Genomic DNA, 15,756 nt, shown 5'->3' on the forward strand with positions numbered 1-15,756 from the left:
CCCCTAAGATCAAACATCCGCGATATTGCGATGATTGAGGCTCATATAGGAGGGGGGGAGGGGCCCGCAAGGACCGAAGCTACGTTTCTGCCGCGAAAACATTGGGTTTTGGAAGAAGATGTCCGGGCTCCACCGCCCTTGCGGGTGAGGAATTATTAACAGGTTCGCCGTTCGGCAAGCCCCCCGCGACCGCAACCGGCCCCGCCCTGTTGCGGCAAGGCCAAACCCGCTAAAAGGCGGACCGGCCGGACACCCGGCGCAGCTGCTTCGCGCGACAAAGCGGCCCGGTGGCCGACCATCGAACGGCCTCAATGTGAACCAATCAGAGTGCCCATGAAGCTGATCCGCCCCCTCGCCGCGCTCGCCCTCCTCGCCGCAACAGCGTTTCCGGCGTTCGCCGCCGACGCGGTTTTCCCACCTGGCTTGCGCCTCGGCATGGTGCCGTTGATCGGCCTCAGCACGGCCAAGACGTTTCCAGGCTTCGAGAGCGAGGACGGCAGCGTCAAGGTGCTGATCACCGAGCTGCCGCCGGCGGCCTATGGCGAGGTCGTGAGCGCCTTCAATTCCAACCCCGCCGGAGCCAATGGCGTCAAGCAGGACAAGATCGAGACCCCCGCGGGTCTTGCCTATTTCACCACCGAAAGCGGCAAGGCCGGCGACACCCCGGTGAAGCGCTATTCGATGATCGTGCCCGGCGCCGGCTTTTCCGGCTATGTCGCGGTGCAGATCCCGGAGAATGCGACCAAGATCTACACGGATGAAGCGGTGCGGCAGATGTTTGCGAGCGCCACCACCCGCAGGCAGGTCTCGGCCGAAGAGCAGATCGCGCTGATGCCGTTCAAGATCACGGATCTCGCCGACTTCAAGGACATCCGCACCCTGGCGCCGGGCTCGAGCATCATCCTGGCCGACGGCGACGAGAGCACGGGCTACGAGTCGCGGCCGTTCATGATCCTCGGCCTGATCGGCGCCACCCCGCAGCAAGCCGACGACCGCGCCCGCTTCGCCCAGGAGGCGGCACTCCAGATTCCCGGCGTGCGCGAGTCGCGCATCACCATGTCCGAGCCGATCCGCATCAATGGCCAGCAGGGTTTCGAGACCCGGATCGACGGCGTCAGCGGCAAGGACAAGGTCCCCGTGACCGTGGTGCAATGGATCCGCTTCTCGACCGGCGGCGCATCATTGCGCATCATCGCCAGCGCCCCGCGCGACAAATGGCAGGCCGCCTTCACCCGCTTCCGCGCCGTGCGCGACGGGATTCAGCCGAAGGGGTAGGCGAAGGGCGGCTCCACATCCTCGGTGTCGTCCCCGCCTAGTGCGCAATTGCGCACGTGGGGCGGGGATCCATACCGCGTGATCTCGCAGTTTTGGTCGGCCGCAGTACCAACGAAGAGCCTTCGCCAAACATCTCCTGGGGGTATGGGTCCCGGATCAGCGCGCGCCTAAGGGCGCGCTTGTCCGGGACGACAGTGGTGTTGGGGCGGCTAGCCCAACTCCTCACCAGAACCGGCTGCATTTTCGGGCTTCTGTTCGTATACGAACGGAACTAGGCTTCCCCCGTTGGATCATCCTAAGGGGAGGCGAATGATGCTGGATCGGCGACACGTCTTGGCAATGCTTGGAACGACGGCGCTGGCGACGCTGGCGCCAACCGCGCTGTTTGCGGCCGCATCGATCAAGCCGGACGATGCATCCGCGCTGCTCGTGATCGACGTGCAGAACTGCTTCCTGCCCGGCGGCAGCCTCGCCGTGAAGGAAGGCGAGCAGGTGGTGCCGGTCATCAACAGAATCGCGAAAGCGTTTTCCAACGTGGTGATGACGCAGGACTGGCACACGCCCGGCCACGTTTCGTTTGCGTCAGTCCACTCCGGCAAGAAGCCGTTCGAGACCATCGACCTGCCCTACGGCAAGCAGGTGCTGTGGCCCGACCATTGCGTGCAGGGCACCGACGGCGCGGCGCTGTCGAAGGACCTGTCGGTCCCGCACGCCGAGCTCATCATCCGCAAGGGTTTTCACAAGGACGTCGACAGCTATTCGGCCTTCCTTGAGGCCGACGGCAAGACCTCGACGGGGCTTGCCGGCTACCTGAAGGGCCGCAAGATCAAGCGCGTCTTCGTCGCTGGCCTCGCGACGGACTTCTGCGTCGCCTGGACCGCGCTCGACGCGCGCAAGGCGGGCTTCGAGGTCTATGTGGTGGAGGACGCCTGCCGCGGCATCGACACCCAGGGCTCGCTGGCAAAAGCCTGGACCGACATGGCGAAGGCCGGCGTGAAGCGGATTCAGTCCGGGGATATCGCGGCGAGCGCGTAAGGATTTTGCGCTGTCATTCCGGGCGGCTCGAAGAGCCGAACCCGGAATCTCGAGATTCCGGGTTCGATGCCTCGCATCGCCCCGGAATGACGTCGAAACCGTGAGACTCAGTTCGCGGCGTTGCTCGACTCGTTGTTGTTCGCAGCCGGCGCAGCCTTTGCGCCACCCTTGGCGACACCGACCAGCGCCGGGCGCAGCACGCGCTCGCCGATGGTGTAGCCGGCCTGCACGACCTGCACCACGGTGCCCGACGGCACCGACGCATCGGGCACTTCGAACATCGCCTGCTGGAAGTTCGGATCGAATTTCTGGCCCTGCGGATCGAACTTCTTCACGCCGTGCTTTTCCAGCGCGTTGAGCAGCGAGCGCTCGGTGAGCTCGACGCCTTCGATCAGCGAGATCAGGCCGGGATCGGCCGCGGCCCGCGCTTCGGCCGGAACAGCATCGAGCGCACGCTGGAGATTGTCGGCGATGTCGAGCACGTCGCGGGCAAAGCCGGTGATGCCGTAAAGGCGGGCGTCAGCGACCTCCTTGGTGGTGCGCTTGCGCAAATTCTCCATCTCGGCCAGCGTCCGCAACATGCGGTCGCGCGCCTCAGTGGCTTCATTCTGCAACGTCTCGACCGAACCGGGCTCGGGATCGTCGGGCATGATGTAGGGTTTCGACACCACGGGCTCGGCGGTCGGCTGGGTCGTGTCTTCGGGTTGCCGGTCTTGATCGCTCATCGGCTCTGTTCTCGAACTCGTCTGAAGGGATTGTTGGCCCGGATATCGTGCCTAAGCCCACGAAAATCAAGCGCCCGTGATCGGCGGAAACGCCGGTCAGCCCCCCAAAAGGCGGCTGACGATGCGGGCGGCGTAGTCCACGGTCGGGATCACGCGGGCATAATTTAGGCGCGTCGGGCCGATCACGCCGAGAACGCCGACGATGTGGCCGGCGGCATCCCGATAGGGCGAGATGATGGTGGAGGACCCCGACAGCGAAAACAGCTTGTTTTCACTGCCGATGAAGATGCGCACGCCCTCGGCGGTTTCGGCCCGGCCGAGCAGGTCGATCACGCCGCGCTTGGTCTCAAGATCGTCGAACAACAGGCGCACCCGTTCCAGATCCTCCAGCGCATGCAAATCTTCAAGCAGATTGGCGTGGCCGCGAACGATGAGCTGGCGGTCCTCGTGCTCGCCGCCGGACCAGCTGGCGATGCCGGCCGAGATCACCTTCTGCGTGAGCTGATCAAGCTCGGCACGGGCCTCGGCGAGCGCGGTTTCGAGCTCGAGCCGCGCCTCTGTCAGCGTGCGGCCGCGGATCCGCGCATTGAGGAAATTGCCGGCCTCGGTCAGCGCTGAGGAGGGAACTCCGGGCGGCAGCGTCAGCACGCGGTTCTCGACCTGACCGTCCTCGCCGACCAGGATCACCAGCGCTTTCTCTGGTTCCAGCCGGACGAATTCGATGTGCTTGAGCCGCGCATTGGATTTTGGTGTCAACACGACAGCGGCGGCCCGGGTGAGGCCGGAGAGCCGCATCAAGGCCTGGTCCAGCGCGGCCTCGACCGACTGCGCCTCGCCGACGGAGGAGAGCTGGCTCTGGATCGACTGCCGCTCGGCCTCGTTGAGGTCGCCGACCTGCATCAGGGCATCGACGAAGAAGCGTAAGCCTAGTTCCGTCGGCAGCCGGCCCGCCGAGGTATGCGGGGCATAGATCAGGCCGAGCTGTTCCAGATCCGCCATGACGTTACGGACCGAGGCCGGCGACAGCGGCATCGCGATCAGGCGCGAGATATTGCGCGAGCCCACCGGCTCGCCGGTCGCGAGATAGCTTTCGACAATTTGACGAAAGATGTCGCGGGAACGCTCGTTGAGCTGGGCGAGGCCTGCGCGCGGCGCGATCAGATGGATCGGATCGTGATGGGCCACAGACGGTAACTCCTCTCAGATGCTCATAATTTGTCCATCCAGGGCGCTTCTGACAAGCGTGGCGTTTGCGGTCTCGACATCAGGGGGTGAAAAAACCTTGCCGCCCACCCCTGCCCCACCTACAAGCACCGCGAGCAGCCTTTTCCCGTGAGTTTTGGAGGATTTCCCATGCGGCCAAGCCGCCGTGCGCCCGACGAATTGCGCCCCGTGACGCTGGAGCGCGGCGTGGTCAAATATGCGGAAGGCTCCTGCCTGGTGAAATTCGGCGACACCCACGTGCTGGTCACCGCCACGCTGGAGGATCGCCTGCCGCCGTGGCTGAAGGGCCAGGGCCGCGGCTGGGTCACCGCCGAATACGGCATGCTGCCGCGCGCGACCTCGGAACGGACCCGCCGCGAGGCCTCCGCCGGAAAGCAGAGCGGCCGCACCGTCGAGATCCAGCGCCTGATCGGCCGCTCGCTTCGCACCATCATCAATCTCGAAGCGCTCGGCGAACGCCAGATCACGGTCGATTGCGACGTGCTCCAGGCCGACGGCGGCACGCGCACGGCCTCGATCACCGGGGCCTGGGTCGCGCTCGCCGATTGCGTCAATTGGATGAAGGCGCGCAACATGGTGAAGGCCAACGTGCTGCGCGACAACGTCGCCGCGATCTCCTGCGGCATCTACAACGGCACGCCGGTGCTCGATCTCGACTATGCCGAGGATTCCGAGGCCGAGACCGATGCCAATTTCGTCATGACCGGCGATGGCCGTATCATCGAGGTGCAGGGCACCGCGGAACGCGAGCCGTTCACGGAAACCGAGTTCCTGGCGTTGATGGCGCTGGCCCGCAAGGGCGTCGCGCGTCTGGTGGACTTGCAGAAACTGGCTGTGGCGTAGTCAATAGGCCCATGCACCGCCGAATCACGGACAAGCTCGTCATCGCCACCCACAATCCCGGCAAGCTCGCCGAGATGCAGGAGCTGCTTGCGCCGTACGGCATCGCGGCGGTGTCGGCCGGTGAGCTCGGCCTGTCCGAGCCGGACGAGACCGGCAAGGATTTCCGCAGCAACGCCGCGATCAAGGCGATCGCGGCGGCGCGTGCGACCAAGCTTCCGTCCTTCGCCGACGATTCCGGCATCGTGGTCGACGCACTCGACGGCGCACCGGGTATTTACAGCGCGCGCTGGGCCGGTCCAAACAAGGACTTCGCAGCGGCGATGGCGCAGATCGAGCGGCTGTTGCAGGAACGCGGCGCCACGACGCCCGACAAGCGCAAAGCGCATTTCGTCTCCGCGCTCTGCGTTGCCTGGCCCGATGATCATCTCGAACAGGTCGAGGCGCGCGTCGACGGCACGCTGGTCTGGCCGCCGCGCGGGAATGCCGGCTTCGGCTACGATCCGATGTTCCTGCCCGATGGCCACAGCCGTACCTTCGGCGAGATGGAAAGCATCGAGAAGCACGGCCTGCCGCCGCTCGGTCTTGGCCTGTCGCACCGCGCCCGCGCCTTCGTGAAACTGGCGGAGATCTGCCTTGAGCCGCGCTAAGGAAGCCTTTGGCGTCTACGTGCACTGGCCGTTCTGTCTGTCGAAGTGTCCCTATTGCGACTTCAACAGCCATGTCCGCCACGCCGCGATCGACGAGGCGCGCTTCGCCTCCGCCTTCGCACGTGAGATCGAAACGACCGCACAGCGCGCGCCGAGCCGCGCGGTCACCTCGATCTTCCTCGGCGGCGGCACGCCGTCCTTGATGCAGCCTGCAACCGTCGGCGCGGTGCTCGATGCGATCGGCAAGCATTGGACCGTCGCAGCCGACGTCGAGGTCACGCTGGAAGCGAACCCGACCAGCGTCGAAGCCACGCGCTTCGCCGGCTATCGCGCCGCCGGCGTCAACCGCGTCTCGCTCGGCGTGCAGGCACTCGACGACGCCTCGCTGAAGGCGCTGGGACGCATGCACAGCGCGCGCGAGGCGCTCGATGCCGTCGCCATCGCACGCCGCTCGTTTGACCGCTATTCGTTCGACCTGATCTACGCCCGCCCCGACCAGACGCCGGCGATGTGGGCCGATGAGCTGCGACACGCGATCGATGAAGCGGCCGAGCATCTGTCGCTCTATCAGTTGACGATCGAGGAAGGCACGCCGTTCTTCGGCCTGCACCAGGCCGGCAAATTGAAGACGCCCGACGAGGCGGTCGCACGCGCGCTCTACGACGTCACGCAGGAGACCTGCGACAAGCTCGGCCTGCCCGCCTACGAGATCTCCAATCACGCGCGGCGCGGCGCAGAGTGCCGGCACAATCTGGTTTATTGGCGCGGCGAGGAATATGCCGGCATCGGCCCCGGCGCGCATGGCCGGCTCGACATCGACGGCGTGCGCCACGCCACCGCCACAGAGAAGCGTCCCGAGGCCTGGCTGATGCGGGTCGAGACGAACGGCGACGGCATCGTCACCGACGAGCTCCTCAACAGCGAGGAGCGCGCCGACGAATTCCTGCTGATGGGATTGCGTCTCGCCGAGGGCATCGACCCCGAGCGCTACAAGGCCCTCGCCGGCCGCTCGCTCGATCCCCGCCGCATCGCGCTCCTGCGCGAGGAAGGCGCGATCACGGTCGACGCGACGGGACGCCTGCGCGTGACGAGCAGCGGTTTTCCGGTGCTGGATGCGGTGGTCGCGGATCTGGCGGCGTAAGTCTCAGCCAAATTGGTGGTGCGCTCCCTCGCCCGCTTGCAAGCGGGAGAGGTGAACCAGCTACGCCCCAAAACTCTTCGGCGAGCCCGCGACCGCAACGCCGCCACCCTGCGTCACCTTCATCACGGCAAGGCCGCGCTCGTTCGTGCCGTCCGCGCGGAAGCGGAACAGGCCGTCGATGCCGGCGAAGCCAGAAGGATTCGTGAGCACATCGGAGGAGAAGCGTTGGCCGCCCTGCGTGCGCGCGAGCGCGGCGACGAGGGCGACCGCGTCATAGGCGAGCGTGGCGGTTCGCACCGGCTCGCCGCCATATTTGGTGCGGTAGCGGCCGGAGAAGGCGCGGAAGCCGGCCGGGTCGGGCGCGGCGTAGAGACCGCCTTGCAGCGCCGAGCTCGCATAGACGCGCGGATTGTCCCACAGGCCGGTGCCGAGCAGCTGGATGTTGCGCAGGTTCGCGCCCGCGGCCGTCATCGCATCCGCCACTGACACGACGGCGTCGCCGTCATCGGCAATGAACAGCGCATCCGCGCTGCCGAGCTGCTGCGCCACGGTGCGCGCCGGCGTGGCGCGATCGGCGCCGTATTTCTCGAAGGCGACGATGCGTCCGCCACGCCGCGGCACGGCCGCCTTCACCGCGGCCTCGACGACATTGCCATAGGCATTGTCGGGCACCAGCACAGCCACGGAGCGCTTTCCGATGCTGGCGGAATATTCGACGATGCGATTGACGTCGGACTCCGGCAGGAAGCTGAGCAGATAGACGCCGCGGCCCGCGATGCTGGAATCGGTCGAGAAGGCGATGACGGAGATGCCGCGCGTGCGCGCGACCTGCGCGACCGCCGGCACCGACTGCGCGAACAGCGGCCCCAGGATGATTTCGGCGCCCTCCTCGACCGCCTGCTGCGCGCCGGCTTGTGCGCCTTGCGGGCTGCCATTGTCGTCCTTGATCAGGAGCTGGATGTTCGGGTTCTGGAACTCGGCCAGCGCCATCTCGGCGGCGTTGCGCATCGATTGCGCGGCGAGGCCCGCATTGCCGGCGGCAGAAAGCGGCAAAATCAGACCGACCTTCACGCCGCCGGTGCCGGCGGTCGTCGCCTGTTGCTGGGGACCTGCCGGCTGGGCCGGCGGTGCGGAGCTCGAGAACGGGTTGGAGAACTGGCTGAGGCTTTGCTGCACACCGGCGCAGGCCGACAGCACCGGCGCACCGAGCAACAGGCCGAGCGCACTCCGGCGGGTTGCTCCCGAGGATCGGGACCCCAGAACGGGAGACTTTGGATGACGCGGGCCCACCATGGCAGCTTCTCCTGACCCGCCGTCGCCGGCTGGTCATGACATTCCTTCCGCGACACAAGCCGAGGATTCAGGCATATTGTCGGCAAATAGTTAACCAAAACAAAAGGATAACAACCGCTTAACGCGACCGCCTTCCCGTTCCGGCAGCTGTTCGCCGTCACTCATTCAGCATCAAGGCGGCGTTTCCGTCGTGAATATGGCGCAAGCGCCCTCATTCCCTCTCGACGCGATCCTGGATCGATCACATTCCCGTCCGTTCCTCCCCCTCACCTCGGCACGATCTTTTTCGGCCAGCCGGTTCCCAGCCCTGTGGATCGTGCCTAAGTTGACTTCATTATGCGCGCAAAGCCGGCCCCGATAAATACGCCTGAAGCTCAAGACGCCGCCTCGCGCGGTTTCTCCATCGATGCCCATCGGCTCGCGGCGCCAAAGGCCGCACCGGGCCTCTATCTGGTGGCGACTCCCATCGGCAACCTCGGCGACATCACCCTGCGGGCGCTTCAGACGCTCGCCGGCGTCGATGTCATCGCCTGCGAGGACACCCGCATCACGCGCCGCCTGACCGAACGCTATGCGATCGCAGCAACGCTCAAGCCCTATCACGAGCACAACGCGGAAACGGCGCGCCCGAAGATTCGGGAGGCGCTGGCGCAAGGCGGCTCGGTCGCGCTGGTGTCGGACGCTGGCACGCCGCTGATCTCCGACCCCGGCTTCAAGCTGGTGCGCGAGGTCTGCGCCGCCGGTCATCCGGTATATGCGCTGCCCGGCCCGTCCTCGGTGCTGGCAGCTCTGTCGGTCGCTGCGCTGCCGACCGACCGCTTCTTCTTCGAGGGTTTCTTGCCGGCGAAATCGGCGGCGCGCCGCGCACGCCTGGCCGAGCTTGCGCGCATCGACGCGACGCTGGTGATGTTCGAATCGGGCAATCGCATGCAGGCCACCTTGACCGATCTCGCCGAGATCATGGGTGAACGAGAGGCCGCGGTCTGCCGCGAGTTGACCAAGTTGCACGAGGAGGTCAGGCGTGCGCCCCTTGCCGAGTTCGCGCGGCAAGCCGACGCGCCAGAGACGCGCGGTGAATTCGTTCTGGTGATCGGTCCGCCTGCAGCCGACGCCGAGGTGCTGGCATCGGATGCGCTCGACGGTCTCCTGCGCGAGCAGCTTGCCACCAACAGCGTCAAGGATGCCGTGGCGCATGCGGTCGCACTGTCGGGCCGGCCGCGCCGCGAGGTCTATGCCCGCGCGCTCGAGCTCGCCAAGGACTTGCACAAGAACCTGCACAAGGATCTGCGAGGCGGCGATGGCGAAGATTGAGATCCCTGCAGAACCGAAAGTCGCCTCGCCCGAGCGCGTCGCCGCGTTCCGCACCGGCATCTCCGCGGAGAGCCGAGCCGCCGCCTATCTCATGGCCAAGGGCTACCGCATCCTCGCCAAACGCTACCGCACCCCGTATGGCGAGATCGACATCGTGGCGCGCCGCCGCAATTTGATCGCCTTCGTCGAGGTCAAGGCGCGGGCGACGCTGGACGACGCTGCCTTCGCCGTGACGCCGCGCCAGCAGCAGCGCATCATCGACGCGGCGCAAGGCTGGCTCGTAGCGCATCCCGAGCATGCCGAATTCGAATTGCGATTCGACGCCATGCTGATTGCGCCGCGCTCACTTCCGCGCCATGTGTTGGCGGCATTCGACGCCTCGACCTGAAAGGCAGACCATGAAACTGAACGTCGCCGTCCAGATGGACCCCATCGCCCGCATCAACATCAAGGGCGATTCCACCTTTGCGTTGCTGCTGGAGGCGCAGAAGCGTGGCCATGGCCTGTCCTACTACACGCCCGACAAGCTCTCGATGGTCGGCGAGGAGCTGGTCGCGCCGGTTCAGCTCCTGACCGTGCGCGACGAGCCCGGCGATCATTTCACCCTCGGCGAGCCCAAGCGCGAGGCGCTCAACGCTTTTGACGTGGTCCTGCTGCGCCAGGACCCGCCATTCGACCTCGCCTACATCACCTCGACGCATTTCCTGGAGCGCATTCATCCGAAGACGCTGGTCGTCAACGATCCCGCCTCGGTGCGCAACGCGCCGGAAAAGCTGTTCGTGATGAATTTTCCGCAGCTGATGCCGCCGACGCTGATCTCGCGCGACTTGGATGAGATCAACGCGTTTCGCGACAGGCATGGCGCCGTCGTCATGAAGCCGCTGCACGGTCATGGCGGCGCGGCGGTGTTCCGCGTGATGCCGCAGGACATGAATTTCGGCTCGCTGTTCGACATGTTCTCGGTGACGTTCCGGGAGCCTTGGGTGATCCAGCAATTCATCCCCGAGGTGAAGCACGGCGACAAGCGCATCATCCTCGTCGACGGCGAATTCGCCGGCGCGGTGAACCGCGTGCCGGCCACCGACGACCTGCGCTCCAACATGGTTCGCGGCGGCGCGGCGCAGGAGACCGAGCTCACCCCGCGCGAGCGCGAGATCTGCGCTACCGTCGGCCCGGCGCTGCGCGAGCGCGGCCTTTTGTTCGTCGGCATCGACGTCATCAACGGCAACCTCACCGAGATCAACGTCACCTCGCCCACCGGCATCCGCGCCATCTCGCGGCTCGGCGGCCCCGATGTCGCGGCGAAGATCTGGGACGCGATCGAAAAGAAGCGGAAGAAGTAGCTTCAGGCTACGCAGGCCTCAATTTATCATCGTCATCCTGAGGCGCTCGTCCTGCATGGCAGGACGGGCCTCGAAGGACGACGGCCCGGCTGCATCGCGGCCGTACATCCTTCGAGGCTCACCTTGCGATGCGTTGCATCGCAAGCCTCGCACCTTCAGCGACAATGGCTTCGCCATTGCGCGGGGATGACGGATCGCTAGCCCGTCGCGGGCGCACACTGCAATGGCGTGCGACTTCGAGCCTCTCCCTTCACTAACCACCCATTCACCATAGCAGCCCGCGCCGCATCCATGCGCCCTTCGCATTACGTGAATCTACGGTGGCGCTGGCCGACCGAATAACGCCACGTTCACCATCTGCCGAAAACCAGCGTCACGGCCGGCCATCGCGTTCGGCCTCGCAACACCCCTTATACTTTTACTCCCTACTCATCGACGCGGGGGAACACGCCAGGTGCGGTTCGAGTGCCCCGCGTAAGAGTACAAGCGTATGAATACCGCACGCATTGTCGTTCTCGTCATCGCGCTCGGCGCCGGCGGCGTCGCTGCGTATCTGGCGAGCGGCTATCAAAATGCACCCGCGCCCGTCCTGCCAGTCGCCGAGAAGCTACCGACGGTCGAGGTCCTGGTCGCGAAGAACGACATCCAGCTCGGCCAAGCCGTCAAGCCCGACGATCTGCAATGGCAGGCCTGGCCGGCGGCGACGGCGAGCAGCGCCTTCATCCGCCGCGACAGCAGGCCCGAAGCACAGACCCAGATCGCCGGCTCGATCGCGCGCGTGCCGTTGATGCAGGGCGAGCCGATCCGCGAGCAGAAGCTGGTCAAGGCCGAAGGCTCCGGCTTCATGGCCGCAATCCTGCCGTCCGGAATGCGCGCCGTCTCCACCGAGATTTCAGCCGAAACCGGCGCCGGCGGCTTCATCCTTCCGAATGACCGCGTCGACATCGTCCTGACCCGCCGCCTGAAGAATCCCGACGGCGGCAACACCAACGGTCCGACCGGCGGCAACGACCTCGTCCTGTCAGAGGTCATTCTCACCAACATCCGCGTGCTCGCGATCGACCAGGCACCGAAGGAAAAGGACGGCCAGAACGCCGTGGTCGGCAAGACCGTCACGCTCGAGCTCCGGCCCGACCAGGTCGCCACGCTCTCGGCCGCACGGCAGGGCGGCACCCTGACACTCGCGCTGCGCAGCATCGTCGATGCCAACGCAATCGACGGCACGCCCGAGGACCAAGCGATCAAGCGCCCGGGCGGCGTGAACGTGATCCGTTACGGCGTGCCGGCACGGCAACTGACGTCACAGAGGTGATGGGGACAGCATGAACTTCGGGGGTGATCGGACGGGCCTGCGCATTCGGGGGAAGCGCGCACGCTCGTTCTTGGCGGGGACGATGTTGATGCTGGGGCTGCTCGCGGTCCCCGATGTCGTCAGCGCAGCTGATGCGCCGGTCGGCGATCAGGCGCCGATGCAAGCGTCGGATCTCGACGTATCGCCGGTCGCGACGGTCGCACCGGCAAGGACGCGTTTCCTCTCTCTCGGCGTGGGCAAATCTGTCGTCATCGACCTGCCGCGCGAGGTCAAGGACGTGCTGGTGGCCGATCCCAAGATCGCCAACGCGGTGATCCGCTCGGCACAGCGCGCCTATATCATCGGCGGCCAGGTCGGCCAGACCAATGTCGTGTTCTTCACCGCTGACGGCCAGCAGGTCGCCTCCTATGACATCGCGGTGAAGCGCGACCTCAACGGCATGCGTGCGGCGTTGCGCCAGTCCCTGCCCGGCGTCCAGATCGAAGGCGTCGGCGACAGCGTGATGCTGACCGGCTCGGTGTCGAGCCCGGTCGAGGCCCAGCAGGTCGGCGACGTCGCCGCAAAGCTGGTCGGCGGCTCGGACAAGGTCGTCAACAACATCGTCGTGCGCGGCCGCGACCAGGTCATGCTTAAGGTCGTGGTCGGCGAGGTCCGCCGCGATATCGTCAAGCAGCTGGGCGTCGATCTCAGCGCCAGCCTGAACGCCGGCACCGCGGTGGTGAATTTCAACAATTCCAACCCGTTCTCGGTCTCCGGCGGACCGATCGTTGGCAGCAACGGGCTCGGCGTCGCCGGTCTCGCCAAGGGCGTCGCCACCGTCAGCGCGACGATGCGGGCGATGGAAAGCGCCGGTGTCATGCGCACGCTGGCCGAGCCGAGCCTGACCGCGATCTCGGGCGAATCCGCCACTTTCGTCGCCGGCGGCGAATTCCCGATTCCTGGTGGCTATGCCTGCGATCCGGTCACTCACGTTTGCACCACCCAGGTCACCTACAAGAAGTTCGGCATCTCCCTGAATTTCACCCCGGTCGTGCTCAGCGAAGGCCGCATCAGCCTGCGCGTGATGACCGAGGTCTCGGAGTTGTCGAACACCAACTCGATCACGTTGACGCAGGCCGTGTCCACGTTCGCGAACAACTCGATCACCATTCCTTCGGTGCAGACCCGCCGCGCCGAAACAACGCTGGAAATTCCGTCGGGCGGCTCGATGGCGATGGCCGGCCTGATCCAGCAGCAGACCAAGCAGGCGATCAACGGACTGCCCGGTGTCGACCAGGTGCCGATCATCGGCGCGCTGTTCCGCAGCCAGGACTTCGTCAACAACGAGACCGAGCTGATGGTGATCGTGACGCCCTATGTGGTGCGCGCGGTCGCCCAGAAGGAATTGTCCAGGCCCGACGACGGCTTCGCGCCCGCCTCGGACGCGCAGAGGGCGCTGCTCGGCCGGATCAACCGCCTCTACGGCATCGCGAGCCGTGTCGATCCGGTCGCCGGCACGCCCGGTGATTTCGGCTTCATCATCGACTGAGACGAACGGTTTGGGGACCGGGCAAGAAACAGGGCAAGAGGGGACGACGCGATGACGACAACATCAGCCGATCGACGTCGCAATGTGCGGATCGCGCTGGCACTGACGGGGCTCTCCGTCGTGCTCGGCGCCTGCAACACCACAGAGATCGTCACCCAGACGGTGCCGACCGACTATCGCCAGCGCCACCCGATCGCGGTGCAGGAAGGCAAGAAGTCGATCGTGATCTTCGTCGGCAAGGCGAGAGGCGGCCTCTCGGCTGCGCAGCATTCGGATGTCGCGGGCATCGCACGGGACTGGGTGCGCGAAGGCACCGGCTCCGTCGTCGTCGACGTGCCGGTCGACACCGCCAATTCGCGCGCGGCTGCCGCGACCTATCAGGAGATCCGCTCCGTGCTCACGTCCGGCGGCGTGCCGTCGCGTGCCATTGTCCAGCATCCTTATCGTCCTGACGATCCCGGACTGCTGCCGACCATCCGCCTGAGTTATTCGAAGATCGCGGCCGTCGCCGGCCCCTGCGGGCTGTGGCCGGAAGACGTCGGCCCCTCCATCCTCGATCCCGGCTACAACGAGAACCGGCCCTATTTCAATCTGGGCTGCGCCAGCCAGCGCAATCTCGCGGCGATGATCGACAACCCGGCCGACCTCGAGCAGCCGCGCGCGGAGACGCCCGCCTATACCGCACGGCGCGACATCGCCTTCGACCGTTACCGCAAGGGCACGACGACCGCGACCACCTATCCCGAATCCGACAAGGCCAAACTCAGCGATACCGGCAAATGACACGGCTTCACGACGAAGACGCGGACGACCTAGGGCACCCCGAGGAACACATCGCGCCGGTTCCTCGCATTTCGGTGCAAGCCTTTTGCGAGACCGAGCAGACGCTCAAGGCCGTGACCGCGGCGGGCGAGGATCGCCGGCTCGCCAAGGCCCACCTCACCGCCAGGGACGGTGGCCTCGCCGCCGCGATCGAAGCCTATGAATCGATGCCGACGCCGAACGTGATCGTCATCGAGTCCGACGGCACGCGCGACATCCTGGAGGGGCTCGACGACCTCGCCGGCGTCTGCGATCCCGGCACGCGCGTGGTCGTGATCGGCAGCCCCAACGACACCGCGCCCTATCGCGAGCTGGTGCGCCGCGGCGTCAACGACTACGTGGTCGGACCGGTCGAGACCCTCGACGTCGTCCGCTCGATCTGCAGCCTGTTCTCGGCCTCTGAAGCCATCATCACCGGCCGCGTCATCGCGGTGGTCGGCGCCAAGGGCGGCGTCGGCGCGTCCACCGTCGCGCATAATCTGGCCTGGACCATTGCCCGAGACCTCTCGCTCGATTCCGTCGTGATCGATCTCGACCTCGCCTTCGGCACGGCGGGCCTCGACTACAATCAGGATCCGGTGCAGGGCATCGCCAATGCGGTGCTGTCGCAGGACCGGCCGGACACGGCACTGATGGAGCGCCTGCTCGCCAAATGCACCGATCGCCTCAGCCTCCTCGCTGCGCCGGCCACGCTCGACCGCGTCTACGATTTCGGTGCCGAAGCCTTTGACGCGGTGTTCGACACGCTGCGCATGACCACGCCCTGCATCGTGCTCGACGTTCCCCATCAATGGTCCGGCTGGACGCGGCGCGCGCTGGTGAACGCTGACGACATCGTGATCGTGGCCGAGCCCGATCTCGCCAATCTGCGCAACACCAAGAACATGCTGAGCGTGCTGAAGGCGGCGCGGCCGAACGACCGGCCGCCGCTGTACTGCATCAACCAGGTCGGCATGCCCAAGCGCGCGGAGATCGAGGTCAAGGCCTTCGCCAAGACCATGGAGAGCCAGCCGATCGCGGTGATCCCGTTCGATTCGAAATTGTTCTCGACCGCGGCCAATAACGGCCAGATGATCGCGGAGGTCTCCAGGACCCACCGCACCACCCTTCTGTTCCAGAACATGGCGAACCGACTCGCCGGCCGCGGCGAGGTGAAGAAGCCGAAGCGCTCGCTGCTCGAGCCGCTCTTGAAGAAGCTGAAGGGCAAGTCGGGGCGCGGCTCAGCTCCGCATCGCAAGGCGTCGTAAGCGCAGCTTA

The 15,756-nt window shown here is 66.0% G+C and carries 15 protein-coding genes; 12 read left to right on the top strand and 3 right to left on the bottom strand.

The window, feature by feature from the left end; genetic code table 11:
• The first annotated feature begins 333 nt into the window (after window positions 1-333).
• Window positions 334-1,275 (top strand): hypothetical protein, encoded by a 942-nt coding sequence (locus tag YU9_RS0122360; protein ID WP_027574794.1) that lies wholly within the window; start codon window positions 334-336, stop codon window positions 1,273-1,275.
• A 312-nt stretch (window positions 1,276-1,587) separates the two neighbouring features.
• Entirely contained in the window at window positions 1,588-2,310 is a 723-nt protein-coding gene (pncA, locus tag YU9_RS0122365; protein WP_027574795.1) for a bifunctional nicotinamidase/pyrazinamidase, read from the top strand.
• Window positions 2,311-2,417: 107 nt separating this feature from the next.
• On the opposite strand, the gene grpE is transcribed toward pncA, so the two are convergent.
• Both grpE and hrcA read right to left on the bottom strand, forming a co-directional pair.
• Window positions 2,418-3,035 (bottom strand): nucleotide exchange factor GrpE, encoded by a 618-nt coding sequence (grpE, locus tag YU9_RS0122370; RefSeq protein WP_027574796.1) that lies wholly within the window; start codon window positions 3,033-3,035, stop codon window positions 2,418-2,420.
• A 96-nt stretch (window positions 3,036-3,131) separates the two neighbouring features.
• Window positions 3,132-4,220 (bottom strand): heat-inducible transcriptional repressor HrcA, encoded by a 1,089-nt coding sequence (gene hrcA / locus YU9_RS0122375; RefSeq protein ID WP_027574797.1) that lies wholly within the window; start codon window positions 4,218-4,220, stop codon window positions 3,132-3,134.
• Between the two features lie 168 nt (window positions 4,221-4,388).
• Between hrcA and rph the strand changes: the two genes are divergently transcribed.
• Genes rph through hemW form a run of 3 tightly spaced genes read left to right on the top strand, consistent with a single transcriptional unit; the run spans window position 4,389 to window position 6,890 of the window.
• On the top strand, window positions 4,389-5,102 hold the full coding sequence (gene rph / locus YU9_RS0122380) for a ribonuclease PH (RefSeq protein WP_027574798.1): 714 nt from the start codon (window positions 4,389-4,391) through the stop codon (window positions 5,100-5,102).
• A gap of 11 nt (window positions 5,103-5,113) precedes the next feature.
• Window positions 5,114-5,749 carry an RdgB/HAM1 family non-canonical purine NTP pyrophosphatase gene (gene rdgB / locus YU9_RS0122385; RefSeq protein WP_027574799.1) on the top strand — a complete coding sequence of 212 codons (636 nt, stop codon included), beginning with the start codon at window positions 5,114-5,116 and terminating at the stop codon, window positions 5,747-5,749.
• Window positions 5,736-6,890 (top strand): radical SAM family heme chaperone HemW, encoded by a 1,155-nt coding sequence (gene hemW, locus YU9_RS0122390; protein ID WP_027574800.1) that lies wholly within the window; start codon window positions 5,736-5,738, stop codon window positions 6,888-6,890. The genes rdgB and hemW overlap by 14 nt, the downstream gene beginning before the upstream one ends.
• Window positions 6,891-6,950: 60 nt before the next feature.
• Here the strand turns inward: hemW and YU9_RS0122395 are convergent, their stop codons facing one another.
• Entirely contained in the window at window positions 6,951-8,183 is a 1,233-nt protein-coding gene (locus tag YU9_RS0122395; RefSeq protein ID WP_027574801.1) for a penicillin-binding protein activator, read from the bottom strand.
• 336 nt (window positions 8,184-8,519) lie between these two features.
• Between YU9_RS0122395 and rsmI the strand changes: the two genes are divergently transcribed.
• From rsmI to YU9_RS0122435, 7 genes are all read left to right on the top strand, one after another.
• Window positions 8,520-9,494, top strand: a complete 975-nt coding sequence (rsmI, locus tag YU9_RS0122400; protein WP_027574802.1) for a 16S rRNA (cytidine(1402)-2'-O)-methyltransferase — start codon at window positions 8,520-8,522, stop codon at window positions 9,492-9,494.
• Complete coding sequence (locus YU9_RS0122405) at window positions 9,481-9,882, top strand: YraN family protein (protein ID WP_027574803.1); 402 nt, start codon at window positions 9,481-9,483, stop codon at window positions 9,880-9,882. The genes rsmI and YU9_RS0122405 overlap by 14 nt, the downstream gene beginning before the upstream one ends.
• Before the next feature lie 10 nt (window positions 9,883-9,892).
• The gene (gene gshB, locus YU9_RS0122410) at window positions 9,893-10,837 is read left to right on the top strand and encodes a glutathione synthase (RefSeq protein ID WP_027574804.1); all 945 of its coding nucleotides are present in this window, start codon (window positions 9,893-9,895) and stop codon (window positions 10,835-10,837) included.
• Between the two features lie 490 nt (window positions 10,838-11,327).
• Window positions 11,328-12,149 carry a Flp pilus assembly protein CpaB gene (gene cpaB, locus YU9_RS0122420; protein ID WP_027574805.1) on the top strand — a complete coding sequence of 274 codons (822 nt, stop codon included), beginning with the start codon at window positions 11,328-11,330 and terminating at the stop codon, window positions 12,147-12,149.
• Window positions 12,150-12,159: 10 nt separating this feature from the next.
• The gene (locus tag YU9_RS0122425) at window positions 12,160-13,677 is read left to right on the top strand and encodes a type II and III secretion system protein family protein (protein ID WP_027574806.1); all 1,518 of its coding nucleotides are present in this window, start codon (window positions 12,160-12,162) and stop codon (window positions 13,675-13,677) included.
• 51 nt (window positions 13,678-13,728) lie between these two features.
• A complete protein-coding gene (locus YU9_RS0122430; protein ID WP_027574807.1) occupies window positions 13,729-14,460 on the top strand; it encodes a CpaD family pilus assembly protein in 732 nt (243 codons plus the stop codon).
• The gene (locus tag YU9_RS0122435) at window positions 14,457-15,746 is read left to right on the top strand and encodes an AAA family ATPase (protein ID WP_027574808.1); all 1,290 of its coding nucleotides are present in this window, start codon (window positions 14,457-14,459) and stop codon (window positions 15,744-15,746) included. The genes YU9_RS0122430 and YU9_RS0122435 overlap by 4 nt, the downstream gene beginning before the upstream one ends.
• The last annotated feature ends 10 nt before the right edge of the window (window positions 15,747-15,756 follow it).

This window comes from Bradyrhizobium sp. WSM1743 (assembly GCF_000473065.1).
Taxonomy (GTDB): domain Bacteria; phylum Pseudomonadota; class Alphaproteobacteria; order Rhizobiales; family Xanthobacteraceae; genus Bradyrhizobium.

Coding starts and splice junctions, on each gene's coding strand:
- YU9_RS0122360 (WP_027574794.1), top strand. CDS start 334: ATGAAGCTGATCCGCCCCCTCGCCGCGCTCGCCCTCCTCGCCGCAACA.
- pncA (WP_027574795.1), top strand. CDS start 1,588: ATGCTGGATCGGCGACACGTCTTGGCAATGCTTGGAACGACGGCGCTG.
- grpE (WP_027574796.1), bottom strand. CDS start 3,035: ATGAGCGATCAAGACCGGCAACCCGAAGACACGACCCAGCCGACCGCC.
- rph (WP_027574798.1), top strand. CDS start 4,389: ATGCGGCCAAGCCGCCGTGCGCCCGACGAATTGCGCCCCGTGACGCTG.
- rdgB (WP_027574799.1), top strand. CDS start 5,114: ATGCACCGCCGAATCACGGACAAGCTCGTCATCGCCACCCACAATCCC.
- YU9_RS0122395 (WP_027574801.1), bottom strand. CDS start 8,183: ATGGTGGGCCCGCGTCATCCAAAGTCTCCCGTTCTGGGGTCCCGATCC.
- rsmI (WP_027574802.1), top strand. CDS start 8,520: ATGCGCGCAAAGCCGGCCCCGATAAATACGCCTGAAGCTCAAGACGCC.
- YU9_RS0122405 (WP_027574803.1), top strand. CDS start 9,481: ATGGCGAAGATTGAGATCCCTGCAGAACCGAAAGTCGCCTCGCCCGAG.
- gshB (WP_027574804.1), top strand. CDS start 9,893: ATGAAACTGAACGTCGCCGTCCAGATGGACCCCATCGCCCGCATCAAC.
- cpaB (WP_027574805.1), top strand. CDS start 11,328: ATGAATACCGCACGCATTGTCGTTCTCGTCATCGCGCTCGGCGCCGGC.
- YU9_RS0122425 (WP_027574806.1), top strand. CDS start 12,160: ATGAACTTCGGGGGTGATCGGACGGGCCTGCGCATTCGGGGGAAGCGC.
- YU9_RS0122430 (WP_027574807.1), top strand. CDS start 13,729: ATGACGACAACATCAGCCGATCGACGTCGCAATGTGCGGATCGCGCTG.
- YU9_RS0122435 (WP_027574808.1), top strand. CDS start 14,457: ATGACACGGCTTCACGACGAAGACGCGGACGACCTAGGGCACCCCGAG.